This window comes from Gluconacetobacter brunescens (assembly GCF_048695475.1).
In the GTDB taxonomy this organism is placed as follows: domain Bacteria; phylum Pseudomonadota; class Alphaproteobacteria; order Acetobacterales; family Acetobacteraceae; genus Gluconacetobacter.
Window position 1 is genome coordinate 1,165,709 of the sequence record NZ_JBLHEN010000002.1, and the last position, 24,115, is coordinate 1,189,823.

At 66.2% G+C, this 24,115-nt stretch carries 26 protein-coding genes; 11 read left to right on the forward strand and 15 right to left on the reverse strand.

The genetic code is table 11. The features are described from left to right. Positions 1-55: 55 nt before the first annotated feature. Positions 56-523, forward strand: a complete 468-nt coding sequence (locus ACMAUO_RS17570; RefSeq protein WP_420358174.1) for a YbaK/EbsC family protein — start codon at positions 56-58, stop codon at positions 521-523. Here the strand turns inward: ACMAUO_RS17570 and ACMAUO_RS17575 are convergent. Further along, on the reverse strand, positions 520-798 hold the full coding sequence (locus ACMAUO_RS17575) for a hypothetical protein (protein WP_420358175.1): 279 nt from the start codon (positions 796-798) through the stop codon (positions 520-522). The two genes, ACMAUO_RS17570 and ACMAUO_RS17575, sit on opposite strands and share 4 nt — an antisense overlap. A gap of 423 nt (positions 799-1,221) precedes the next feature. Between ACMAUO_RS17575 and ACMAUO_RS17580 the strand changes: the two genes are divergently transcribed. Continuing rightward, positions 1,222-1,653: an Ivy family c-type lysozyme inhibitor gene (locus ACMAUO_RS17580; RefSeq protein ID WP_420358176.1), complete on the forward strand. Its 432-nt coding sequence runs from the start codon at positions 1,222-1,224 to the stop codon at positions 1,651-1,653. 188 nt (positions 1,654-1,841) lie between these two features. After that, positions 1,842-2,246: a hypothetical protein gene (locus tag ACMAUO_RS17585; RefSeq protein ID WP_420358177.1), complete on the forward strand. Its 405-nt coding sequence runs from the start codon at positions 1,842-1,844 to the stop codon at positions 2,244-2,246. 40 nt (positions 2,247-2,286) lie between these two features. Here ACMAUO_RS17585 and mdoH read toward each other — a convergent pair whose 3' ends face one another. The 3 genes from mdoH to ACMAUO_RS17600 form a co-directional block, all read right to left on the reverse strand. Next, positions 2,287-4,479 (reverse strand): glucans biosynthesis glucosyltransferase MdoH, encoded by a 2,193-nt coding sequence (gene mdoH, locus ACMAUO_RS17590; protein ID WP_420358178.1) that lies wholly within the window; start codon positions 4,477-4,479, stop codon positions 2,287-2,289. Beyond that, a complete protein-coding gene (locus ACMAUO_RS17595) occupies positions 4,467-6,005 on the reverse strand; it encodes an OpgD/OpgG family glucan biosynthesis protein (protein ID WP_420358179.1) in 1,539 nt (512 codons plus the stop codon). The genes mdoH and ACMAUO_RS17595 overlap by 13 nt, the downstream gene beginning before the upstream one ends. A gap of 210 nt (positions 6,006-6,215) precedes the next feature. Further along, positions 6,216-6,557: a winged helix-turn-helix domain-containing protein gene (locus ACMAUO_RS17600; RefSeq protein ID WP_420358180.1), complete on the reverse strand. Its 342-nt coding sequence runs from the start codon at positions 6,555-6,557 to the stop codon at positions 6,216-6,218. Between the two features lie 100 nt (positions 6,558-6,657). Between ACMAUO_RS17600 and ACMAUO_RS17605 the strand changes: the two genes are divergently transcribed. Then, on the forward strand, positions 6,658-7,191 hold the full coding sequence (locus ACMAUO_RS17605; protein ID WP_420358181.1) for a GNAT family N-acetyltransferase: 534 nt from the start codon (positions 6,658-6,660) through the stop codon (positions 7,189-7,191). Positions 7,192-7,212: 21 nt separating this feature from the next. Here the strand turns inward: ACMAUO_RS17605 and ACMAUO_RS17610 are convergent, their stop codons facing one another. From ACMAUO_RS17610 to ACMAUO_RS17630, 5 genes are all read right to left on the reverse strand, one after another. Beyond that, the gene (locus ACMAUO_RS17610) at positions 7,213-8,694 is read right to left on the reverse strand and encodes a mannitol dehydrogenase family protein (RefSeq protein WP_420358182.1); all 1,482 of its coding nucleotides are present in this window, start codon (positions 8,692-8,694) and stop codon (positions 7,213-7,215) included. A gap of 17 nt (positions 8,695-8,711) precedes the next feature. After that, positions 8,712-9,806 (reverse strand): FUSC family protein, encoded by a 1,095-nt coding sequence (locus ACMAUO_RS17615; protein ID WP_420358183.1) that lies wholly within the window; start codon positions 9,804-9,806, stop codon positions 8,712-8,714. Positions 9,807-9,821: 15 nt separating this feature from the next. Continuing rightward, positions 9,822-11,399, reverse strand: a complete 1,578-nt coding sequence (locus ACMAUO_RS17620; RefSeq protein ID WP_420358184.1) for a DegQ family serine endoprotease — start codon at positions 11,397-11,399, stop codon at positions 9,822-9,824. A gap of 100 nt (positions 11,400-11,499) precedes the next feature. Then, positions 11,500-12,174 (reverse strand): SGNH/GDSL hydrolase family protein, encoded by a 675-nt coding sequence (locus ACMAUO_RS17625; RefSeq protein ID WP_420358185.1) that lies wholly within the window; start codon positions 12,172-12,174, stop codon positions 11,500-11,502. Further along, a complete protein-coding gene (locus ACMAUO_RS17630; RefSeq protein WP_420358186.1) occupies positions 12,174-13,400 on the reverse strand; it encodes an OpgC family protein in 1,227 nt (408 codons plus the stop codon). Before ACMAUO_RS17630 ends, ACMAUO_RS17625 begins: the two co-directional genes overlap by 1 nt. A 206-nt stretch (positions 13,401-13,606) precedes the next feature. On the opposite strand from ACMAUO_RS17630, the gene ACMAUO_RS17635 reads away from it, so the two are divergent. After that, the gene (locus ACMAUO_RS17635; RefSeq protein WP_420358187.1) at positions 13,607-14,704 is read left to right on the forward strand and encodes an Mrp/NBP35 family ATP-binding protein; all 1,098 of its coding nucleotides are present in this window, start codon (positions 13,607-13,609) and stop codon (positions 14,702-14,704) included. A gap of 16 nt (positions 14,705-14,720) precedes the next feature. Here the strand turns inward: ACMAUO_RS17635 and ACMAUO_RS17640 are convergent, their stop codons facing one another. The 5 genes from ACMAUO_RS17640 to queA are packed head-to-tail and all read right to left on the reverse strand — an operon-like array spanning position 14,721 to position 19,127. Next, positions 14,721-15,548, reverse strand: coding sequence for a TerB family tellurite resistance protein (locus ACMAUO_RS17640; protein WP_420358188.1), 828 nt, complete (start codon positions 15,546-15,548; stop codon positions 14,721-14,723). 33 nt (positions 15,549-15,581) lie between these two features. Beyond that, entirely contained in the window at positions 15,582-15,830 is a 249-nt protein-coding gene (locus tag ACMAUO_RS17645; RefSeq protein ID WP_420358189.1) for a ribbon-helix-helix domain-containing protein, read from the reverse strand. Further along, complete coding sequence (queG, locus tag ACMAUO_RS17650; RefSeq protein ID WP_420358190.1) at positions 15,827-16,900, reverse strand: tRNA epoxyqueuosine(34) reductase QueG; 1,074 nt, start codon at positions 16,898-16,900, stop codon at positions 15,827-15,829. Before queG ends, ACMAUO_RS17645 begins: the two co-directional genes overlap by 4 nt. Next, on the reverse strand, positions 16,900-18,063 hold the full coding sequence (gene tgt / locus ACMAUO_RS17655) for a tRNA guanosine(34) transglycosylase Tgt (RefSeq protein ID WP_420358191.1): 1,164 nt from the start codon (positions 18,061-18,063) through the stop codon (positions 16,900-16,902). Before tgt ends, queG begins: the two co-directional genes overlap by 1 nt. Next, complete coding sequence (gene queA / locus ACMAUO_RS17660; RefSeq protein WP_420358192.1) at positions 18,060-19,127, reverse strand: tRNA preQ1(34) S-adenosylmethionine ribosyltransferase-isomerase QueA; 1,068 nt, start codon at positions 19,125-19,127, stop codon at positions 18,060-18,062. The genes tgt and queA overlap by 4 nt, the downstream gene beginning before the upstream one ends. A 115-nt stretch (positions 19,128-19,242) precedes the next feature. On the opposite strand from queA, the gene ACMAUO_RS17665 reads away from it, so the two are divergent. From ACMAUO_RS17665 to ACMAUO_RS17690, 6 genes are all read left to right on the forward strand, one after another. Further along, positions 19,243-19,464 carry a hypothetical protein gene (locus ACMAUO_RS17665; protein ID WP_420358193.1) on the forward strand — a complete coding sequence of 74 codons (222 nt, stop codon included), beginning with the start codon at positions 19,243-19,245 and terminating at the stop codon, positions 19,462-19,464. A 17-nt stretch (positions 19,465-19,481) separates the two neighbouring features. Then, on the forward strand, positions 19,482-19,973 hold the full coding sequence (locus tag ACMAUO_RS17670; RefSeq protein ID WP_420358194.1) for a kinase inhibitor: 492 nt from the start codon (positions 19,482-19,484) through the stop codon (positions 19,971-19,973). Positions 19,974-20,069: 96 nt separating this feature from the next. Beyond that, positions 20,070-20,411, forward strand: a complete 342-nt coding sequence (locus ACMAUO_RS17675) for a hypothetical protein (RefSeq protein WP_420358195.1) — start codon at positions 20,070-20,072, stop codon at positions 20,409-20,411. A 241-nt stretch (positions 20,412-20,652) separates the two neighbouring features. Next, positions 20,653-22,383 (forward strand): copper resistance system multicopper oxidase, encoded by a 1,731-nt coding sequence (locus ACMAUO_RS17680; protein ID WP_420358196.1) that lies wholly within the window; start codon positions 20,653-20,655, stop codon positions 22,381-22,383. Then, positions 22,380-23,159 carry a copper resistance protein B gene (locus tag ACMAUO_RS17685; RefSeq protein WP_420358197.1) on the forward strand — a complete coding sequence of 260 codons (780 nt, stop codon included), beginning with the start codon at positions 22,380-22,382 and terminating at the stop codon, positions 23,157-23,159. The genes ACMAUO_RS17680 and ACMAUO_RS17685 overlap by 4 nt, the downstream gene beginning before the upstream one ends. A 29-nt stretch (positions 23,160-23,188) precedes the next feature. Then, positions 23,189-23,491 carry a hypothetical protein gene (locus tag ACMAUO_RS17690; protein WP_420358198.1) on the forward strand — a complete coding sequence of 101 codons (303 nt, stop codon included), beginning with the start codon at positions 23,189-23,191 and terminating at the stop codon, positions 23,489-23,491. 183 nt (positions 23,492-23,674) lie between these two features. Here ACMAUO_RS17690 and ACMAUO_RS17695 read toward each other — a convergent pair whose 3' ends face one another. Beyond that, complete coding sequence (locus ACMAUO_RS17695) at positions 23,675-24,022, reverse strand: metal-sensitive transcriptional regulator (protein ID WP_420358199.1); 348 nt, start codon at positions 24,020-24,022, stop codon at positions 23,675-23,677. Positions 24,023-24,115 lie beyond the last annotated feature (93 nt).

Genomic DNA, 24,115 nt, shown 5'->3' on the forward strand with positions numbered 1-24,115 from the left:
TTCGGGAGCCCAAGGAGCCGTCGTCCATGTCCACGTCCCGCCCTCATTCCGCCCGATGAGCCTGGAGTCCGTCCGCACCTTCCTGGCCGAGCATGCGCCCGAACTGGATATCATCGAGCTGGACCAGCCGACCGCGACCGTGGCCGAGGCTGCCGCCGCACACGGCACCCATCCGGCCCAGATCGCCAAGACCATCTCGCTGCGACTGGGCGAACAGGTGGTGCTGGTGGTCGCGGCCGGCACCGCCCGGCTCGACAACCGCAAGACCAAGGAGGTCTTCGGCCACAAGCCCCGCATGCTCGACCGCGCGGAAGTCGAGTCCCTGACCGGCCACCCGGTGGGCGGCGTCTGCCCGTTCGGGCTACCCGCCCCGCTGCCGGTCTATTGTGATGTGTCGCTGCTCGCGTTCGAGACGGTCATTCCCGCCGCCGGCGCAATCAACAGCGCCGTGCGCCTGTCGCCCGACCGTCTGGTCGAACTGACCCAGGCCGCCTGGGTCGATATCTGCCAGGCCCCCAGCTAGCGGATCGTCACGGACGGCGGCGGAAGCGCCACCGTCGGCGCGGGCTGAAGCTGTACTGCCGGCGCCGGCGGCGCAGCCCCGACTGGCGGAGCCGTCTTGACCACCGCCACGGGAATGGCGGTATAGCGCGGCTTCGGCAACGGCTTGGGATGCCGCGACATGGTCAGAAACAGCACGCCATAGGCCACGGCCAGCACGACCAGCACCCCAAGCTTGAGCTTTTTCGGGTTCGGCAGCCTGGGCAGAATGGATGAGGGGGCGGAACGCAGGCGCATGGCGGGAATGATATTCCTGAACTGGCGGGTGCGCTAACGCGCAACTGGTGAAGAGAAGTCATACACTAGGCAGGCGCACCCTGCCACGCACGGGCAACGGATAACCCGGAAGACCGGCCCCAATGGCCCGAAACCGACATTCCAGAATGGGCATGACGATAACGCCGGACGTCACGATGCGATTTTTAGCGATCCGGTGATCGTCCCGGCAGGCATTTCCTGAGTAAAAAATCGGGAGTGGGAAGGATATTTTAAACCTCCACCCGAGATAAGCGTCTTTGACCTGTGGCGGCATGACCATCATGCCGGACGACCGATGACCCTGTCATGGATGTGGTGCGGCGACGGCATCCGCCAGACCCGAAGACACTCAACCGCCAGAAACATCATGCCATCTCGCCATATCCCGGGAGCCATGCCGACGTGCCATGCCGCCTTATGCATTTCATCCATGCCTGTCCTGCCCTGCTGCTCCTGATCAGCCACTCCACCCGGGCGGCCGAACAGCCGCAGACCGCCGACCTGTTGCTCGAGGCTCCCTACCGCCGGGCCTATGTCGTCATGCAGCGCTTTCCGGACTGGGTCAGTCACGGGCAGGCGACCTCGACACCCGTGGCGCGGATCGTCACCGGCGGTCACAGCTACCTGCTGGGGCACCTGTGCAAGCCCCACGATTGCAATAACAACCAACTCGATATCGTTTTCGCGGCAGACGGCCACGCCGCCTGGGGATTGCTGCATACCCGGCCGGACGAACGGCAGCCGTTCCTGCAAAGCTGGCTGGGCAATCCCGATGCGGAGATGCAGGCCCTGCTGCTGCAAAGCCATGCCGCCATCAACCCGGCCGTTCCCTGAGCGCATCGCCAGGCGCAGAGGGGTGCCGCGCTGGGCGCCCTTTCGTCCACCGGCACTTCCTGCCATAGTCCGACCGATCCCGCGGCGCCGCCGCCCGACCGGCCCGGCGTTTCCCGGGGAAAGCACGGGATCGCCGTCGAGAAGCGCGCGTCGCGTCCCCGGGGCCTCGCACCAGTGGAATACCCAGTGTGACGATTACCCATCCCGGCCGGCTAGCAGTCCTGTTCCTGTCCGGCATCCTCGCCGTTTCTCCCGCCTTCGCTCAGGACGACGATGAGGCAGCCTCCCCCCCAACTGCGATGCAGTTGCAGAAGGTCGTGGCGGTGCTGCAGAGCGATCCAAACTCGACCAGCCAGTCATGCGTCGATGCTCTGACCGAACTGCACAAGACCCAGGACACGCTGGAAGCCGAACAGAAACGGACCAACGACCCCGATGTCGCAGTCGCACGGGACGTACTGGAAACCGATTTCGAAACCGCAGTCCAGTCCTGCACTGCCGATGCTACCGCATTGTGCGAGAAGCATAGCAACGATCCCAAGATAGCCCGCGCCTGCATGATCCTGGACCAGCCCGGCCCGGCCCCGAAATAAGACGCGCCGGGCGGGACAGCGGCGTGTCCTGCCAGATCGTTCAGCCGCGCCGTTCACCGCCACGCAGGGCGTCGAGCCGCTCCAGACCATCCGCGCTGCCCAGCACCGCAGCCTTTTCGGTCCGACCCAGCCGCGTGACCGCACTGTCGGGATCGGGGCTTTCCGACAGCTTCAGCAATCCGACCAGCAGGTCGGGATTGATCGGGTCGCCCGGCCGGCGTGGCGGCGGCAGCATCGCGCGGTGCGCGGCCATCAGTCCCGGATCAGCCAGCAGCAGATGGATGGCCTCGCCACCCTCGGCCTTCGGCCGGGCGGCGTTGGTGGCGGCGGCACGGCGCAGGATGTCCGGCGGCGACGTTTCCTCGGGAATCAGCAGCAGTCCGGCCCGCAGCAGGGCCTGGCCGGCATCACGGCTGCTGGTTGCGGCTGCCAGCGGGATGGCAAAAACCAACCCCAGCAGCACCGGCGTCATCCACAGAAACAGCGGGATCGACACAGTCCATGCACATGCGCCCAGGACCAGGCCGAACAGCATATAGATCCAGTAGGCCCGCACCGTATCCATGAACGGCACCCCGTCATCGTCGCGGCGCTGGGCGTTCCAGCCCGAATCCCGCCCCAGCAGGATCGACAGCACGCCCGAGGTCTGGATCAGCATCGCCACCGGCGCGACCAGCCCACCGATCAGCGTCTCAACCAGCACCGACAGCGCTGCCCGCACCGCGCCGCCACAGCCTCGGCGTGTGGCCGGATCGAACAGCAGCGCGACATAGGCCAGCAGCTTGGGGGCCAGCAGGATCCCCATTGTGCCGATGAACACATATTTCGCCTGCTCCGGATCAACGTGCGGCCAGTTCGGATAAAGGGATTTGGTATCGCCGAAATATTCCGGCTTCTCGAAGCGCGACTGCAACGAGATCAGGATACCCGCGAGCAGGAACAGCAGCCACAGCGGCGACGTAACATAGGAGCCGATGCCCATCAGCATGTGCATCCGGCTGACCCAATTCAGGCCCCGCGTTCCCACCACCTTGGCATGTTGCAGATTACCCTGGCACCAGCGACGGTCGCGGATCGCGATGTCGGTCAGCGACGGCGGGCTCTCTTCGTAAGATCCAGGCAGGCCCGGCACCATATGAATGGCCCAGCCGCCCCGGCGCATCAGCGCGGCCTCGACGAAATCATGGCTGAGGATATGGCCGCCGAACGGCTTGCGCCCCGGCAGATGGGGCAGGCCCGCCTGCTCCGCGAAAGCACGGGTGCGGATCACCGCGTTATGCCCCCAGTAATTGCCCTCCGAACCGTGCCACCAGGCAATGCCGTGGGCGATCAGCGGACCATAGACCCGGCCCGCAAATTGCTGCATGCGCGCGAACAACGTCGTGCCGTTGACGATTTCCGGCAGGGTCTGGATCAGGCCCACGCCCGGATTGCGCTCCATGGCGGCCACGATACGCACCACCGTCCCGCCCGCCATCAGGCTGTCGGCATCCAGCGTGACCATCTGGGCATAGGCCCCGCCGAAGCGGCGTACCCATTCAGCGATATTGCCGGCCTTTCGCTCGGTATTCAGTGGCCGCCGGCGGTAGAAGATGCGCCCGTCTCCGCCCGTCGCCGCCCGCAGGGCCAGGAACGCGGCCTCTTCCTCGACCCACACATCCGGATTGGTGGTGTCGGAAAGGATAAAGAAATCAAACGAATCCAGCCGGCCGGTTGCCGCCATGCTGTCATACATGGCGCGCAGGCCGGCCATCACCCGCCCCGGGCTTTCGTTGTAGGTCGGCATCAGCAGGGCTGTGCGGCTCGAAAGCGCCGGCAATTCCCCGTCATATGCAATCCCCAGCCCCAGGCCACCATGGCGCAACAGCGAGACGAAACCGCCCACGGCGGAGGTGAAGGCCAGCGCGATCCACTGGAACAGCAGCACGAACAGGACGAGCACGATCACGCCCAGCACCGAGTATCCCACCGAGTTCAGCACCCGGTTCATCTCGTAGGCACCATAGATCGTCAGCAGGGTGGCCGAACCGATCACCGCCAGCCGCCGCAACGCCATCAGCGAGGGCTCGGTAACGGGCACGCGCGGCCGGCCATGCGTCAGGGGCGGCATAGACAACGATTGCGTCGCCATCTCCATCGGAGATTCGTCGGGCAGAGCCCGAAACGCGCCATCATCGCCCGGCCGGGAACCACCACCCGTACCCATCTCAGCGCGCTGGCCTAGGGTGTCCATCGGTAGGTCCATTGTTCGGAGATCGGCCCGGCATCATTGGCCAGGGCACAGGTCAGCTCAGCGATCTTGGCGTCGCCGGGCGCGAATTCGAACGTCGTGCGCCAACCCTGGATGGCCGGATCGGGTTCGACCACGACATTGCGGATCGTCCCGGCCGAACTGCTGGGCACCAGATGGAACTTGGCATCCGGCGGCAGATTCTCGAATGGGGCCCCACTGAAATCGATCGCAAAGAACCGCGCGGCCGGGTCATCGGTCACCGCGCCGACACGGGTGGCAGCAATCCGCGCCAGCTTGGTCGGCCAGGGCGTATCCCACCCCCAGTACATGCGGTACGTAAAGGCATATTCCTGCCCCGCCGCCAGCCCGCCACCGGGGCGCCAGAACGAAACGATGTTGTCGTTCACCTCATTGGGCGTCGGAATTTCCACCAGATCGACCGCGCCGGGGCCCCAGTCGCCGATCGGTTCGATCCACAGCGACGGACGCTTTTCGTAATTGAGCGCCAGATCCTCGAAATCGGCGAAAGCCCGCTTGCGCTGCATCAACCCGAAGCCGCGCATCGAATTGTCGGAGAACGCCGAGAATTGCAGGTCGCGCGGATTGCGCAGCGGCCGCCACAATTGCTGGCCGCTACCGGTCCAGATCGAAAGCGCCTCGCTGTCATGCGCAGCGGGGCGCCAGTCATCGACATGATTGCGGTCGTTGGCGTCGAAATAGAACATGCCCGTCAGCGGCGCGATGCCCGGTTCGTCGATCTTCGTCCGCGGATACACATAGGACTGCACATCGAAAACGGTCATGTCACCTGGGCGGATGGTAAAGCTGAAAGCCCCCGCGACCGACGGACTGTCCAGCAGCGCATGCACCACCACGGAATCGACGCCCGGCTGTGGCTTTTCCAACCAGAAGGCACGGAACAGCGCGAATTCCTCACCTTTTGGATTGCCCGTCCCATCGGCGAATCCCCGGGCCGAAAGGCCGTAATTCTGTCCCTTGGCCACGGCGCGGAAATAAGACGCCCCCAGAAAGACGCAGAACTCCTCCATTACGCCGGGCGTATTGATCGCATAGCGCAGGCGCAGCCCGGCAAAACCGACATTGTCCGGTACCTTCAGCTTCGGGTCGCCATAGGTGAACAGATCAGGGTTGTAGGGCACCGGCGCCGATTTGCCATCAACAACCTCATAGATCTCGATACGGGGCCGGTAGAGAAAGCCGCGCGGGAAGAATTCCACATCGAAGGCCAGGTTCTGTCCGTGCCAGAGCGCCTGGTCCTCGCGATAGGCGATCGAGCGGTACTGATCGAAATTCAGCGAATCAATCGCCGATGGCAGGGTCTGCTCGGGCGCGCGATAAGGCCGGCGCGACAATTGTTGAGCGATCCGCCGCACCGTGCCGGCCTCGAAGGCACCGGTCGGTGCGGGCGCGCCCGGCACGTCGGCATGAGCGGCACGTACGCCAGCCCCCAGCATCGACAGCAGGGACACGCCCGCTCCGGTCTTCACGAGATCGCGTCTTAACATCCTTGCTCCCCGAATGCCGCGCGCCGCGGCGCCATCCATGATCTGTCACCGGCACCAAGGCACCAGCGGGTTGCGTTTCAGCGCCGCTGACGTCGGCGCTCCCAAAGCCATACAGGCAATCTGTTAATTGTGACAAAGGCCTGTGGCCATATTGCGGCGCGTTGTTACAATTCCCAAACACGAAATTACCCACGCAACGACACATGCCCCTCAGCGCGGTGCGAGACGCGCGACCAGTTCCCGCAAAGCCGGCAGGGCCGCCTGTGCTGCCCGCTCCTCGATCTCGCGATACAGACGCAGGATTTCGATCCCCGCCGGCGACAGTTCGGCACCGCCTCCCCCACCCGGACGGGTGGCGACCACCGGCTCCGCAAAGGCGGCATTCATGGCTTCGACCAGCAGCCACGCGCGCCGGTAAGACATCCCCATCACCCGCGCGGCGCCGGAAATCGAACCGCTGGCACCAATGGCTTCCAGCAAGCGGATCTTGCCATGACCCAGCAACGGCGCCTCATGCGCGTCGATCCGCACCGTCAGACGCGCATCCTCCATCCCACCGTCTCCCGCTCCCGATAGCGCCAGCACTGTCCGCCCTCGCGCCGCATGCTATGCTGGAGTTGTCGCCCGCCTGTCGAGAGCGTTTTTGCCGCCCATGCCGACCGCCACTCCCACATCAGGCTCCCGCCAGCCAAGCTGGCGCGCCATGCGTCTGGACGATCTGCCTGCCGTGCTGGATATCGCGGCGCGCGTACACCCCGCTTATCCTGAGGACGAGGCGGTTTTCTCCGAACGGCTGACCCTCTGCCCCATCGGCTGTCTGGTCCTCGACCGGGGCCTTGGGCCGGAAGGCTATGTCCTCAGTCACCCATGGTGCGCCGCCGCGCCGCCGGCATTGGACTGCGCATTGGGCGCGCTACCGGCACGACCGGATTGCTGGTACCTGCACGATATCGCACTGTTGCCCGACGCCCGAGGCCAGGGCGCCCCCGCCACCGCGCTGGCAATCCTGGCCGAACGCGCGGCATCGGCCGGCCTGTCGCAGATTGCACTGATCGCGACCGGCAGTGCCGGAACCTACTGGCTGCGCGTTGGCTTCACTCCGATCGACAAGCCCAAGGCCGCCGCCATTCTAGCCAGTTACGACCCGAAAGCACGGTTGATGACCCGTGCCGTGCAACCGGGCTAATGCGCGAACACGGGAACGCCTTCAACCTGGCAAGCCACCACATTCCACCATCGCGGCCCGCACGCCGATTGCGCGAATAGCCCCACGGGCAGCGACGATGGCATCGGTCAACGCAAGGCTCCGCACGTCGCGCCAACCATCGAAGGCCGGCAGGGCCAGCGCCGCATGCAGGTCTTCGGCATCAGCCAGCTCCAGTTGCGTGGCATCCAGCGACGGTTCTGCGGGCGTGTATTGCACGCCCGTTTCGTCCACGCCGCGCAATGCCTCCAGATATGCTGCGATGCCGAAGGCGATACGCCGCAGGTCGCCCCCATCGGACAGCACACGCCGCACCGTTTCGGTCCAGAAAACCTGAATCTTGGACGATCCATCGCCGCCGATCCGCAGCAACTGGTCCGCCATCGCCGGATTGGAAAAGCGCCGCAATATGCTGCGCCGATAATCCTGCGGGTCCAGGCCCGACGGCGCATCCAGACGCGGAATCACATCCAGTTCCAGATAGGCATTGACGAATCGCGCCAGATCCGGGTCGCGCAATGCTTCATCCACCTGGCGATAGCCCAGCAAGATACCGGGGAAGGCCAACAGGATATGTGACGCATTCAGCATCCGTACTTTTACGTGCTCATAGCCTGTCACGTCGGCCACGAACTGGACGCCCGCCTTCTCCAACGCCGGCCGGCCGGCGCAGAACCGGTCTTCCACCACCCATTGGGTGAAATCCTCGGCCACCAGCGGCAGCGCATCGTCCAGCCTGCTGGCGATATTCAGCATGCGGGCGATCGCGTCGTCCACCGACGGCGTGATGCGATCGACCATGCCGTTGGGGAAGGTGACATGGGCCTCGATCCACGCCGCCAGATCCGGATCGCGCGCCCGGGCAAACCCCAGGAACGCCGTCCGCGCCACATCGCCATTATGGCGCAGATTGTCGCAGGAAAGCACGGTGAACGGCCCGCTCCCGGCGGCCCGACGACGGCCCAGAGCTTCCACGACAAAGCCGAAAATGGTCGTCGGCAGGGTATCACCGACCAGATCAGCCCGCACCGCATCACTATCCAGGCGAAACGCGCCTGTCGTCTCGTCGATGTTGTAGCCGCCCTCGGTGATCGTCATGCTGACAATACGCACCGATGGATCGGCCAGCAGGTCCAGCACAGCCTTCGGATCGGCCGGCGCCAGCAGATAGGTATGCAGGGCACCGATTACCCGTACCGCCCGCGCACCGTCCGGGGCGGTCTCGGTCAGGGAGTAAAGGCAATCCTGCGCCATGAACTGTCCGGCCTTGCGCTCGGACCGCGCCCCCGCCGTCAGCCCGACACCGGCGATCCCCCAATCCTGCTGCCCCGCCAGCGCCAGGCAGCGATCAATATAGAAGGCTTCATGGGCGCGGAAGAAATTGCCGACACCAAAATGCACGATGCCGGTCCGGATGGTGGCCGGATCGTAGCCCGGGGCGGACACGCCAGCCGGAAGGGTCTTCAGGATCGTCCGGTTCAGCATGGGGCCTGCCCTCCGCTTTACTTCGCCTCTGCATATGGATGCGCCGTACCGTCAGACCAGACCGCCTCGACCGCCCGTTCCAGATCTTCATGCAGCATCCCCAGCGTGAACTGCATGGGCGGGCTCCATGAAGGCCCCGGCGGATGCAGCACCGCCAATATGGTCGCCGCATCCTCGCGCGATATCCGCCGGCGACCACGCGCTGCGCGCGCGCAGCGGCGCGAAAGCTGCGACAGCACACGCGCCAGCGCCCGCCGTTCGGCATCCAGGGCAGCATCCACAGTCGGCAATTCCCCAGCCTCGGTCGCCGCACGAGCGGCGAAGACCGCACTGCCGCGCAGGCGCCGTAGCAGGCCGGGCAGAACATCCAGAAGCGGATCGGCCCGCCGGCGCAGGACGCTCAACCCCTCCACCCGGGTCTCGGCCACCGCGCCGTAGATTTCCTGCAAATGGGTGCGGCATGCCTCGTCGATCGTCTCGATCGTATCGTGATCCAGTTCGCCACGCAGCGCGCGGTCCAGCAGATCCGCGATGTCGGCGATCAGCCGGCCGGAAGCAGTCAGCACGTCACCCCGCGCGGCGTCGTGCAGCACGAACATCGTCACCACGAGCGAGGTCACGACACCGATCAGGATCGAGACGATCCTGTCCAACGGCCGCAGGAACGGGTCACCGCTGATCGGAAACAGCAGCACGATCATCAGCGTCACCGCGGCAAAGCGCAGGTTCGGTCGCGCCGCCGCCAGCAGTGCCAGCGGCGTCAGCGCCAACCAGAACGCAATCCAGTCCGGTAGTATCCCGGTCTGAACCAGCAGGATGGCCAGCAACCCCGCCCCGGCCCCGACCAGCGTACCCACGATCTGGTCCCGCCCGGTGGTCAGGGTCTGGGTGATTCGGCTCTGCGTGACGATAACCGAGGTGATCACCGACCAGACCGGTTCATGCAGATGCACCGCCCGCGCCAGAAGGTCCGACAGCAGCACCGACACCAGCAGGCGCGCTGCCTGGCGGAGCTCGGCCCCTCTGGGCTCCAGCACCCGGCGGATTGCCGCCCAGCGCGCGGGCGGCGGCACAGCCGGGCTGCCCGCTGCATTCAGAGCGTCATGGTCCATGATGAGCTACGAATGTTATTTCGCATCATCCGCCAGCGACAGAGGCACCCAGCGCAGACCGTCACCATTCTGGACTAGGAACAGAATCGACCGCCGGTGCTTGGCTCGCGCCGCATCGACCAATCGCCGGAGGTCCGCAGGGGTCGCCACCTCAGCCTGCTGAACCTGGGTGATCACGTCGCCGGCCCGCAAGCCGCGATCCGCCGCCGCCCCATCCTGGGCTACGTTGGTCACGACCACGCCCTTCTGCCCTTCGGCCAGATTGAATTTCTGCCGAGCCACGTCGTCGATCGCCCCCACGGTCAGACCCAGGCCCTGAAGCTGGACGCTGCCCTGCGTCTTGGCATCAGGCTTGGGGGCCGGCGCTTCCTTGGGGTCCTCGGGCAGCGCACCGACCGTGACCGAGGCCGTCACCGCCTGGCCATGCCGCCAGACGCCCAGTTTCACCACCTGTCCGGGAGCAGTATCGGCCATCAGGCGCGGCAGGGCACGGCCATCGATCTCCTTGCCGTTCAGGGTCTGGATCACATCACCGACCTGCAATTTCGCCGCGGCGGCCGGTCCCTTGGCTTCGACCCCCGCGATCAGCGCACCATGAGCGGCCTTCAGCCCCAGCCCATCGGCGATGTCCTGCGTCACGTCCTGAATCCGCACGCCGATCCAACCGCGCGAGACTTTGCCGGTACGGCGCAACTGATCGATGATTCCCCGCGCCTCGGCCGAGGGGATCGAGAACCCGATCCCGATCGACCCGCCGGAAGGCGAATAGATCGCGGTGTTGATCCCGATCACCTGCCCCTGCATGTCAAACAGCGGGCCACCCGAATTGCCCTTGTTGATAGGCGCATCGGTCTGGATGAAATCGTCGTACGGCCCCTGCTCTATGTTGCGACCGCGCGAGGAGATGATACCCGCCGTCACGGTACCCGACAGGCCGAACGGGTTGCCGATCGCCAGCACCCAGTCACCAACCCGCGCATGGTCGCTGTCGCCGAAGACCACGGCCGGCAACGGATGGGGCGTCTCGACCTTCAGCACCGCAAGATCGGTCCTGTCATCGTGGCCCAGCACCTTGGCCTTGAGAACGGTATTGTCCTGGAGCGTCACCGTGATCTGGTCCGCGTGGCGGATAACATGATTGTTGGTGACCACGATCCCCGACGCATCGATGATGAAACCCGACCCCAGGGCCTGCATCTTGCGCGGCGCAGCCTCCGGACCATTCTGGTGGCTCATGAAATCATGGAAAAATTTCTCGAAGGGTGACCCTTCGGGGAAATTCGGGATCTGCGGCGCATCCTCGCCGTCGCCGTCCGATTCCCCATCGTCATCCCCGGGCTTGACCGTCTCGGTGGTCGAGACATTGACCACCGCCGGCAGCAACCGCGCCGCCAGATCGGCAAAACTGTCGGGGGTCCCCCGGCCCGGCGCGGGCAGGCGGATCGCGGGCGCGGCGTCAGCCTGCGGCGGTGCCGGCGGGGGCGCCACCATCGCGGGCTCGGCCCGGGCAACGCCCGCCGCGATCAGGGACAGGGAAACCGCCAGCCCGACGGCGGCGAACGGGCGAGGGAAAACCGGAACAGGCAAAGACATCGGGTAAAGCGCTTCCAGCAGTCAGGTCGTCGTGACCCGACTATCCTAGAGCATGATCCCGCCCGAATCGGAAGGGCTGACCCGCGCCCCGCGCGGGAGATCAATGGTTGGGAGGAAATGCACCCGCCGGAGCCCCCGTCAGTTCCACCAGCCAGCGCGCGACCGCCTCGCCCAGCAGCAGGTAGCCCCGATCGCCCATATGCAGCCCGTCGGGCGACAGCTCGTCGCGGTCCATGCCCAGCTCGGCACACCAGGATTTCATGCGGGCATAGCGGCCGAAGACCGGAATCCCCAGTTCCGCGCCGATACGATGCACCTCCGGGACAAAGGGCGGAAAGGCCGCGCATTCCTCGAGCATACGGCAATATTGCGGGTCGATCAGCGCCAGGTCGGCCCCCGTGGCGCGGGTGGCCAGCAGATCCTGGCGTGTCAGAACCTCATAGGTTTCCAGCTTCACGCCCTGCCAGGCATCATTGCTGCCGGTCTGCCACATCACGAGGTCCGCGTCGTCGGCCAGCACGCCGGGCAGCCGGTCGTGCATTTCCTGCGCGCCGTTGCCGCCGATCCCGCGATTGATCACCGTCAGCCCGCCGGTCACGAAGGGCGCCAGGGTGCGTTCGAAGACGGCAGCAAATCCATGTTCCGGACTGCTGGCACCGATCCCCTCGGTGGTCGAGGACCCGAACAGGGTCACGCGCACCGGCCGGCCGCGCCGTAGCCGGTCGGTCAGGCGCGGCAGGATGGGAGAGGGCGGAAGTTCGGTCGCATCATTCATCAATGGGCTCTTTCCATTACGGTCCCCGCAGGGGCCGGATTGCCGCGTGCCTCCGCCGCTGGAGGATGTGCCGCCTGACGCTGTTTCTGCCTGACGCGAACCCGATCGAGAACCGTCGCGAGCTCCCAAAGGATCGTGAATCCAATCACATTCACCGCGATCTGCAACATCCAGCCCGAGCCGAAGGAGGTAAAGATCAACCGTGCATACAGGTCGATCACCGTCCCGACCGCGAAGACTTCCAGCGAATGGCGCCCGAACAGCGCCATCACCCGTCCTATGCGTCCTTCCGCGGCGCCACGCACGCCATGCGAGGACTGCACCAGGTAGAAGATCGCCAGCACATCCAGCAGCCGCAGCGGAGCGAGCACGCTCTTGTCCGGCGCGGTGATGGCAAAGGGCCGCAGATCGGGCAGGCCCCATTGCTGCCAGGGAAAGGCCTCGAGCGCGGAGACTGCCAGATAGAGGCCGCAGGCCCAGCGCAGCCAGCCCCGGCGCGGCAGGCTGCCGTCATGCCGCCCTGCCACCACGGCAGCGCAGGCCCCCAGCGTGAACAGGAACTGCCAGGCCAGGGGGTCGAAATACCAGCCATCCGGGTCCAGCCAGTTGGGGAAATTGATCGAAGGGTCGAGGTTGATGAGCAGCCACAGGCTGGCGCTCAGCGCCAGCGTCAGCCACAGGCTGGTCCGCATCATCAGGTAGATCAGCGGAAAAACGCCGAGCAGAACCATATAAAGCGGCAGGATATTCAGGTTGCTGGGCAGCGCGTCAAGGAACAGGACCCGCCAGAAGGAACTCAGTCCATGGGCCAGTTCTGGCTCCAGAAAATCGACCGGCACTGGCCAGAAGGCGCGCCAGTATCGGATGGTGGCCGTCGTCACCACCACCATGACGGCCTGAAAGACATATAGCCGCACGCAGCGCCGCCACACCCGGCCCACACCGGCACGCAACCCGACCCGCTGGAAATTCCGGCCATAGGCCAGCCAGGAGGCATAGCCCGCCAGCAGCACGAAGATCTCCGCCGCGTCGGCAAAGCCGACATTGCGCAACGTAAAGCGATTCAGCACGTTCTGCGGAATATGATCGACGAACATCATCAGCAGCGCGACCCCGCGCAGCGCGTCGATCCGATGATCGCGCCGGCTGCCCGGCGGCTTTGGTGGCACCGTCGCCCCTTGTCCTGACCCGGACGAGACCTGCGGACAAGGCACGGATGCAGTCATATCAGCCGGTTCTCCTGCCCGCCGCGAACATGCGGTATCTTCGACAAATGGAGCGGAACCGCCCGCCACTCCAGTCCCGTTGCGATTTCTTACATATGCCCCGAAGACGCGGGCGCGACCATTCCGATTTGCGCGCAGACGGTTTTCGCCTATGTCCGGGCAACGACGCGACCACGCTCCGCGCGGCCGCCACGGAAGGACAGACCATGACGGAACCCACGCCGGCGCGGATCGCCGATATCCTGCGCCAGGTCCGCGACGCGGACGGATCCACAATCCTGGACCATGCGGCCCTGGACACAACGATGCTGCGCGACGGGACATTGCATGTCGCCCTGGCCACCGAGCGGGCAGCAGCCGGGCGTATCCAGCCCCTGCTGCCGGCGGCCGAACAGGCATTGCGGGCGCTGCCCGGCGTCGTCGCCGCCAGCGTGATCCTGACCGCCCATCGCCCGGCAGCCGCTCCCGCTCCGGCGCCGGGCGGAGGCCACCGGCCGCTGAATCTCGGCGGCCCCGGCGGCCGGCCCGCGCAGGGGCCGATCCTGCCGGACGTGCGCACGGTGATCGCCGTGGCCTCGGGCAAGGGCGGGGTCGGCAAGTCGACCACCGCCGTGAATCTGGCCGTCGGGCTGGGGATGGAGGGCCTGCGCGTCGGCCTGCTTGACGCCGACATCCATGGCCCATCGCTGCCGCGCATGATGGGCCTGCACCAGCCGCCGCAGGTCCGCGACGGCCGCATGGCGCCACTGGAGGCGTGGGGCATCCGCGCCATGTCCATCGGGCTGCTGGTGGATGAGCGCCAGGCCATGATCTGGCGCGGCCCGATGGTGATGGGTGCGCTGGGTCAGCTTCTGGGCGAGGTGGAATGGGGCGCGCTGGACGTGCTGGTGGTGGACATGCCGCCCGGCACCGGCGACGCACAGTTGACCCTGGCCCAGAAGGTCTCGCTGGCCGGAGCGGTCATCGTCTCCACCCCGCAGGACATCGCGCTGCTGGATGCGCGGCGCGGGATCGCGATGTTCGAGAAGATGAACGTCCCCGTCCTGGGAATGGTCGAGAACATGTCCTATTTCTGCTGCCCGAACTGCGGCCACCGCACCGACCTGTTCGGCCATGGGGGCGCCCGGGCCGAGGCCGAGGCGCTGGGCGTGCCCTTCCTGGGCGAAATCCCGCTGCTGGCCGATATCCGCGCCAGCGCCGACGCCGGCGCCCCCATCGTGATCTCGGCGCCCGACAGCCCCGCTGGCCAGGCTTATCGCGCCCTGGCCCATACGGTGGCGGCTACCGTCAGGCGCGTGAAATAAGCCGACGGTATGAGCCTCAAAGCTTCCTGTCGCGCTTAACGCGGTCCCAGGCGGCGTTGATCCGGGCAATCCGCCCGGCTGCCGCCTCGACCGCCGCTTCGTCGGCACCACGGGCCGTCATGGCGTCGGGGTGATGTTCGCGCACCAGAACGCGCCAGGCCGCGCGCACTTCGCTGTCCGTCGCATTGCGTGCCACGCCGAGCACGGCATAGGCGTCGATCTCGCTGACATCGGGCCGCGCGCCGCCGGATTCAGCGCGGTCCCACGCGCCGGCGCTCAGGCCGAAGGCCTGATGCACCCGCCGCAGGAAGCGGATTTCCGCCGGATGCAGTGCCTCATCCTGGCCCAGATCGGCGCGTGCGATCACGAAGAGGACGGCCAGCGCCTCTTCCAGCATCTCGGGCTTATCATGAAACGCGCGACCCAGCTCGGTAGCGAAGGCCTCGAAATCGTCGACCCGCTGCCGCGCCTGGTCGAACAGGCGCCCCACATCGCTCGCATTCTCGGCGGGAATCTGGAACCGTCGCTTGAAAGCATCGATCTCGGCCCGATTCACCGGCCCGTCGCATTTGGCAACCTTGGCGCAGAGCACCACCATCACCAGTCCATAGAGCTGGTCGCGCTTGCCCATCACCGAGGCCAGCTTGGCCGCGACGAAGGTCGCCGCCCCGTTCGGGTCGGCATTCATCCTCGGGGCCCAGCGGTCGGTCCAACCGCCGACGGGCGTTTCCAGAATCGACCCGTTGTCGGCCGCATGACCAAGGGCCGCGCCCACCACGGCTCCCATGGGGCCGCCGACCGCGAACCCCGCCACACCACCGAATAATTTACCCCAGATCGCCATTTTTCCCGCCCAGATGTCCGGACCGATTACGGTCTAGCACGCGGGTGGCGTCCCCCCCAAATCAGCGCGTGCCTGCTCCGCGTGCAACGCTGCGACCCGCAGCGCCGACGCCAGTGGCCGAGCCGGATCGCGCGCGGCATCGATCCCGGCAATCAGCGCGGGCAAGCCCATTGCGCGCGTGCGGGCCATGGCCTCCAACGCCGCCCAGAATTCGGGTTCCAGCGCCACGCTGGTCCGATGTCCGGACAGGATCAGGCTGCGCTTGACCAGACCGCCACTCATTCGGCCAATCGCCCGACCGTCCAGCGCGCGGTCTCGGCCACCACCGCGTTCGCGTCCTCGCACAAATCCCGCGCTACCGGCAGCAAGGCCGCCTGCCCCGAATTGCCGATGGCCACCAGCACATTGCGCACGAACCGGTCCCGGCCGATCCGCTTGACGGGCGAGCCCGAGAACAGGGCACGGAACCCGGCGTCGTCCAGCCGCGCCAGTTCGGCCAGGCGCGGTGCCGTCAGATCCTCACGCGCACGCAGCTTCATATGGCGCGACTCCGTGGCAAAACGATTCCAGGGGCAGACGGCCAGACAATCGTCGCAGCCATAGATCCGATTGCCCATCGCCTCACGGAATGGCTCGGGAATCGGCCCGGGATTTTCGATCGTCAGGTAGGAAATGCAGCGCCGCGCATCCAGTTGGTACGGCGCGGGAAAGGCATCGGTCGGGCAGGCATCCAGGCAGCGGCGGCACGACCCGCACCGCCCGCCGGATTCGTCGGACGCCGGCAGGTCCAGGCTGGTGTAGATCTCGCCGAGGAACAGCCAGCTTCCATGCCGGCGCGAGACCAGATTGGTGTGCTTGCCCTGCCAGCCCAGCCCCGCCTGCTCGGCCAGGGGCTTTTCCATCACCGGCGCGGTATCGACGAAGACCTTGACCTCGGGCGTGACGCCCGCGCGCATTCCTTGCGCCACCACGAACTGGGCCAGATGCTTGAGCATGCCCTTGACCACATCGTGATAATCGCGATGGCGGGCGTAGACTGAGATGTTTCCCCGGTCCGCCAGACGTGTCGTTGCCAGCGCGTCGCCGGGTGGGGCATAGGACAGGCCCAGCGCGATCACGCTCCTTGCCTCGGGCCACAAGGCGCGCGGATCGCCGCGCTGCTCCACCCGGTCGGCCAGCCAGCCCATCGTGCCATGATGGCCGGCCGCCAGAAAATCGGCCAGGCGCCGCCGGGCATCGTCCCCCAGCGCGGCTGCGCAGAAGCCCACCGCGTCGAAGCCCAGCGCCAGCGCCTTGTCGCGAATGGCATTGCGCAGCGCGACGGCCCGGCCGGTCGGCAGGCTGCTTGCCATCACGGAACCGGCGGAATGTCGGGCAGCGGCATCTCGTCCGGAGTCCAGTCCTCCATCGCCCATTGCGCGCGCAGCCATGCCGCATGCGCCTCCAGCGTGCCCTCGACGATCGCCGCCCGGATGCCGCGCATAAGTCGCTGGTAATAGGCCAGATTGTGCCAGGTCAGCAGCATCGGCCCCAGGATCTCGTTCGCCCGGAACAGATGATGCAGATAGGCGCGGCTATGCCGGGCGCAGGCCAGGCAATCGCAATGCGGCGAGATCGGGCGCGAATCCACCGCGTGCCGCGCGTTGCGCAGGTTCAGCGTGCCGCGCTCGGTATAGGCGCGCGCCGTGCGCCCGGCCCGGGTGGGCATGACGCAGTCGAACATGTCCACGCCGCGTTCGACACTGCCCAGCAGGTCGTCGGGCGTGCCGACGCCCATCAGGTAGCGCGGGCTGTCCCATGGAATCAGCGGCGTGGTGGCGTCCAGGGTCGAGAACATCAGGTCCTGCCCCTCGCCCACCGCCAGGCCGCCGATGGCGTAGCCTTCGAAGCCGATTCCGGTCAGGGCGCGCACGCTCTCGGCCCGCAACTCGGCTTCAGTACCGCCCTGGATGATACCGTACTGGGCGTAGCCGGGGCGCTGCACGAAGGCCTCGCGGCAGCGCCCGGCCCAGCGCATCGACATCCGCATCGATTGCGCGATCACCTCGGGCGCGGCCGGCAGGGCCGGGCACTCGTCGAAACACATGGTGATGGTGGCATCCAGCGCGTGCTGGATGTCGGTCGAGCGTTCCGGCGTCAGCCGGTGCTTGGAGCCGTCGATATGCGAACTGAACGTTACCCCGTCCTGGTCAAGCTTGCGCAGCGGGCCCAGCGACATGACCTGGAAGCCGCCGGAATCGGTCAGGATCGGCCCCGGCCAGTCCATGAAGCGATGCAGGCCGCCCAGGGCGCGCACCCGTTCCGCCCCCGGCCGGAGCATCAGGTGATACGTGTTGCCCAGCACGATGCCGGCGCCGGTCGAGCGCACCGCATCCATCGTCATCGCCTTGACGGTGCCGACAGTGCCCACGGGCATGAAGGTCGGAGTCGGCACCACGCCGTGGGCGGTATGCAGATGCCCCGCCCGTGCGCGGCCGGAACGGGCCTGCTCGACCCAGCGGAATGACGTGCTCATGCTCCCGTTTCCCCCGGCGTCGGCGCGCGATGCAGCAGGCATGCGTCGCCATAGGAATAGAAACGGTACCCCGTGCCGATGGCATGGGCATAGGCGTCGCGCATCCTGTCATATCCGGCAAAGGCGCAGACCAGCATGAACAGGGTCGAGCGCGGCAGGTGGAAATTGGTCATCAGCAGGTCCACCGCCCGGAAACGGTAGCCGGGGCGGATGAAGATCGCAGTGTCGCCGTCGAAGGGCCGGATCGTGCCGTCGGGGTCGGCGGCGCTTTCCAGCAGGCGCAGCGAGGTGGTGCCGACGGCCACGATCCGGCCGCCCGCGCGGCGGGTACGGTTGAGCCGTTCGGCCGTCTCCTCGGTGATCACGCCGCGTTCGGCATGCATGCGGTGGCCGGCGATGCTGTCGCCGCGTACCGGCAGGAAGGTGCCGGCCCCGACATGCAGGGTCAGCGTGCAGCGCTCCACCCCCGCCGCATCCAGCGCCGCCAGAAGCTGGGGGGTGAAGTGGAGGCCCGCGGTAGGTGCGGCTACGGCGCCGCGATGGGCGGCGAAGATGGTGGCGTAGTCCTGCCGGTCCTGTTCGGTGGGTCCCTGGGGGCGGTCGATATAGGGGGGGAGTGCGAGCACGCCCGCCTGCTGGAGAAAGGCGTCGAACGCCGCGCCCCCGGTATCGAAGCGCAGGATCACCCCGCCTTCGTCGTCACGCGACACGATGGCCGCCGTGTTGGGCGTGCCGGGAAAGGTCAGCACATCGCCGGCGCGCAGGCGGCGGGCGTTGCGGGCCAGCGCGTGCCATGTGCCGTCGGGCAGGATCCGGTCCAGCGTGATGCCGATCTTCGCTTCGCCGCGCCTGGCATCGAGTTGGGCGGGGATGACGGCCGTGTCGTTGGCCACCAGCAGGTCGCCCGGCCGCAGCAGCGACGGCAGGTCGCGCACCACCCGGTCGTGGAACGGGCCCGTTGGCATGATGTCCAGCAGGCGTGCGGCATCGCGCGGGCGCGCCGGGTGCTCGGCGACCAGCGTGTGGGGCAGGTCGAAATCGAAATCGGAGACTTGATCACTCATCGGATGCCCCGTTTACGGAATCCGGCGCCGCGTGGCCAGCATGATGCGACGGTTGGACAGCGGCGGCGGCGGCGGTCAGAATGGTGCCCTTGCAATGCAAACCGGAGCCTGAGCCATGTCCTATGCCGCGCTTGACGCCGCCCGCGTCGCCCGTGCCTGCAAATCCGCGCTGACCGTCCTGGAAAGCAGCGATGAAACCTCCGAGGCCCATGTGCGCAAGACGCTGATGGTGCAGCGCATCGCGGCCCTGGCCGAAGCGGCCTCGGAATCCCCGGCCGGCGGTGCCGTCATCACCCTGACGTCGGAAGAATTCTGGCTGGTCAGCAAGAACTGGTAAGCGAAGGACAGACCCATATGACATTCACCCTGACCAGCCGGGCCTTCAAGGACGGCGAGCGCCTGCCGGATGCCCAGGTCTTTGACGGCATGGGCTATCGCGGCGGCAATATCTCGCCGCCGCTGGCCTGGAGCGGCGCGCCCGAGGGCACGCGCAGCTTCGCCATCACGATGTACGACCCCGATGCCCCCACGGGCTCGGGCTGGTGGCACTGGGTTGTGGTGAATATTCCCGCCACCGTCGCCAGCCTGCCTGCCGGTGCCGGGTCGGGCGACGCCGATCTGCCCGAAGGCGCGTGCATGACCCGCACCGATTTCGGCGGGAATGTCTATGGCGGCGCCGCCCCGCCGCCCGGACCGGCGCACCGCTACATCTTTACCGTCCACGCGCTGGATACCGAGACGCTCAGCGTGCCCAGCGATGCCTCGGGCGCGATGGTCGGCTTCTTCCTGCACAGCCATTCCCTGGGGTCGGCCAGCCTGACCGCCCTGTTCGGCAAGGACGCCTGAACGAAACCCATCCCGGAAAAGACTTTCCCCGTATGCCCCCAGAGGGTATACGGGCCGTTGAAGCCGCGTTTTCGCGTCGGAGCACAGGAGCCCTGAATGGTCAGGACACATGCCCGGATTTCGACAGGTCTTCTGGTCTGCCTGCTGATGCAGGTCTGGCTGCTGGTCGGCTTCGTTCCCGCCCGCGCGGAAGCGCCCCCGGTGATGCATCATCACGGGGCCACCATGGTGACGCACCATTGCGCCGACATGAACCACAGCGACAAATGCTGTCATGTCCATGCCGCATCGACCGATCTCTCGCCACCGGCGGCGATTCTATCGCTTGGGCCGCAACCGGGAATGCGGAAGCAGCCCTTTGTGGCGTACAATCTGGCGGTTCCCCCCAGCACTGACGGGATGCCGTCTTTCAAGCCACCGAAAATCCGCGCTGTCTGAACGCCTGACGGGCGTCTTGCGTCCTGCCGTCCTTGTTGATGGCCGGTTCTGACAATCTTTCAGAGACTGTTTGAAAAGTCGGCCTGCCGAGCGAGAGTGCCGCGAAGCGGCACGGCCGGCGGGTATTTTCGAGCATCGGAGCGGAGCGGCCCTGATGGCCGTGAGCACCGACGCGCAGAAAATGCACGTCGGATCGCCGGCAGGGTGACTTTGCAAACAGCCTCCTAGCGGATCCTTTATCATGTCCATACCGTCCCGCATGGCGGGCGGCCTGACACGTCGCCGTTTTGTTGCGCGTGCGGGGGCTGGTGGTCTTCTGGCCGCCCTCCCGCGCCCGTCGCAGGCGCAGGCCATGCCGTCCGGCATGCTGCCGCCTGCCGCCTCGGCGACCTGGAATTTGAATGTCGGCCGTTCGCGTATCGAAATCGACCGCAAATCCCTGAACGCGCCCTGTATCGGGGGCACGGTTCCCGGCCCCGTCCTGCGCTGGCGACAAGGCGACAGCGTTGCGATCAACGTGACCAACGGGCTGGAGGATGAAGACACCTCCATCCACTGGCATGGCATCCGTCTGCCGGCAGACATGGATGGCGTGCCGGGCGTGAGCTTTACCGGCATCCCGCCGGGCGAGACCTTTACCTATCGCTTTCGCGTCCATCAGAGCGGGACATACTGGTATCACAGCCATTCCGGCATGCAGGAAGTGCAGGGGCTGTACGGCGCCATCGTGATCGACCCGCGCGAGCCGGGCCCGGAACCCTGTGACCGGGACTATGTGATCCTGCTGTCGGAATGGACCGATGTGGCGCCGTCGGACATCGTCAGCAACCTGAAGATGCAGGGGGATTACTACACTTTCCGCCAGCGTACTGCCGCGTCCTTTCCGGCGGAAGCGCGCAAGGCCGGCAGCGCGATCGCCGCGCTGAAGGACAGGCTGGCATGGTCGCGGATGCGGATGGCCGCCACGGACATCTCGGATGTCAGCGGGATCATCTACACCTATCTGCTCAACGGCCATGCGCCGGACATGAACTGGAGCGGCCTGTTCCGGCCCGGCGAGCGCGTTCGCCTGCGCTTCATCAACGCCGCGTCCATGACGTTCTTCGATATCCGCATTCCCGGCCTGGAGATGCTGGTGGTGCAGGCCGACGGCAACGACGTGGAACCTGTTCCGGTCGACGAATTCCGGATCGGCGTGGCCGAGACCTATGATGTGATCATCCGGCCGAAGGAGGACCGGGCCTATACGATCTTCGCGCAGAGCGAGGACCGCACGGGTTTTGCCCGCGGCACGCTGGCGCCACGGGCGGGCATGGCCGGCGCGATTCCGCCGATGGATCCACGCCCCGTGCGCACGATGATCGACATGGGCATGGGAGACATGAAGCCGGGCGAGAGCATGAAGGGCATGGACATGCCCTCCATGGGCGACATGCCCATGCCGAAGATGGAGGTGGATGATCCCGGGCCGCCGCCGATCAATGTAGAGAACCAGAATGTCGCCGCGATGCCGGTGGACCGCCTGGGCAGCCCCGGAGACGGGCTGGAGGATAACGGCCGGCGGGTCCTGAATTACAGGCAACTGAGAGCCACCCGGCCGGGCGCCGATCCGCGCCCGCCCACGCGGGAGATCATCCTGCATCTGACCGGGAACATGGAGCGCTATATCTGGGGCTTCAACGGCCGGAAATTCTCGGAATCGGGGCCGATCCGGCTGAAACTGGGCGAGCGGGTGCGCTTTACGCTGATCAACGACACGATGATGGAGCACCCGATCCATCTGCACGGATTGTGGAGCGAGCTGGAAAACGGCCAGGGGACGTATCGCCCTTACAAACACACGATCATCTCGCAGCCAGGGTCGCGCCTGAGCTATCTCGTGACCGCGGATGTGCCGGGCATGTGGGCCTATCACTGCCATCTGATGTACCACATGGATCTTGGCATGTTCCGCACGGTGATCGTGGCATGAGGGGCGCAGTGTTGGGCGCGGCGCTTGTGCCGCTCCTGCTCGCAGGGCCGGCCTGGGCGCAGGATTCGGGCACGCATTATGTCGCCGCCGATGCGCCGTCGGCGATACCGGTCGCCTATCTGGGCAACATGCCGCCCGTCATGGACCAGGCACGTTATTTCCATGGTATTCTTGATGAATTCGAAGGACGGTATGCGCCCGCCGGCTCCGCTTTCCGCTGGGATGGAGAGGCCTGGTACGGCACGGACTATAACCGGATCTGGCTCAAATCCGAAGGGACGGTCCAGAACGGCAAGCTGGGCGATGGCGACCACGAGCTTCTCTACAGCCGCGCGATCTCGACCTATTTCAATCTTCAGGGCGGTGTGCGGGCGGATCTCGATGACGGGCCGACCCGCACCTGGGGCGCGCTGGGCATACAGGGGCTTGCGCTCTATCAGTTCGAGGTTCAGGCCACGGCCTATGTCAGCGACCGGGGGCGTTTCGCCACCCGCCTGGAAGGGTCTTACGATTTCCTGCTGACCAACCGGCTGATCCTTCAGCCGCAGGCCGAATTCAATCTGTACACCAAGGCCGATGCGGGGCGGCAGGTTGGCGCCGGGCTGTCGGATGTCGATGCCGGGCTGCGCCTGCGGTACGAGATCTGGCGAAAATTCGCGCCTTACGTGGCCGTGACCTATGCGGGGCATCTGACCCAGGCCCGGCGCATCGTCCGCGACCAGGGCGGGGAGACCGGCGCCCTTCGCTTTACCTTCGGTATCCGAAGCTGGTTCTGAATATTCACAAACGAAGAAAGGAAATTTCCATGCGTTATATTCTCTTCATCCTGATGGCTGCGTTCTTCGCCGGCACGGCCCATGCCGCGCCGATGCGGATGACACCGGGCATGACCATGGATTCCATGAAAACATCGTCTGCGACGCAGGCGCCCGACCCGATGGCCGGGATGTCGATGGAACAGCAGATGGCGCTCTGTTCCAGCCTTGAAAGCCAGGAAAAGCAGGGCAAGGCCCTGTCGGCGAAAATGAAGCAGCAGAGTGCCACCTGCCATGGCATGGCAATGGGGGCATCGACGCAGGCTTCTCCTAAAGCGACCCTGGACCGCTGAAAGCCTGCTTGGAAATCCACGCTGGCGGCGATCCGACGCGCGTTTCCTGTGCTTCGGTGCTCACGGCCATCAAGGCCGCTCCGCTCCGATGCTCGGAAACACACGACGGGCGCGGCCCGTTCCGGGCCGCTCTCGCTCGCCAGCGCACATTTCCAAACAGGCTTTGAGAAGGTCGGGCGGGTGCTAACGCAGCATGCGCCTGACGACGCCGAGCAGTTCGTCGATGGCGTCTTCGCCCCCATCCTCTTCCACCGCCTTGCGGACACACCCGCTGGCATGCGTGGACAGGACCTGGATGGCGACGCCATCCAGCGCCGATTTCACGGCGGAGATCTGCATCAGGATGTCCACGCAATACCGGTCGTTCTCGACCATGTTCAGCACGCCGCCGACCTGCCCCTCGATCCGGCGCAGGCGGTTGATCAGGGCCTTTTTCTGCGGCTGACGAACGCGCTTGCCTGTGTCATCCGTCGCGACCGCGCAATCCGTGCATGGGCCGGCGGCAGTCGGCTTTCGACGCTGTGTTGCCATGCCTGTCCTGCCTCCTGTCGGCGCTGAAAATCATCCTCTTGATCATACCGGGATGGGGTATGATATCCAGAGCGCATTCCCGGGGAGAGAAAC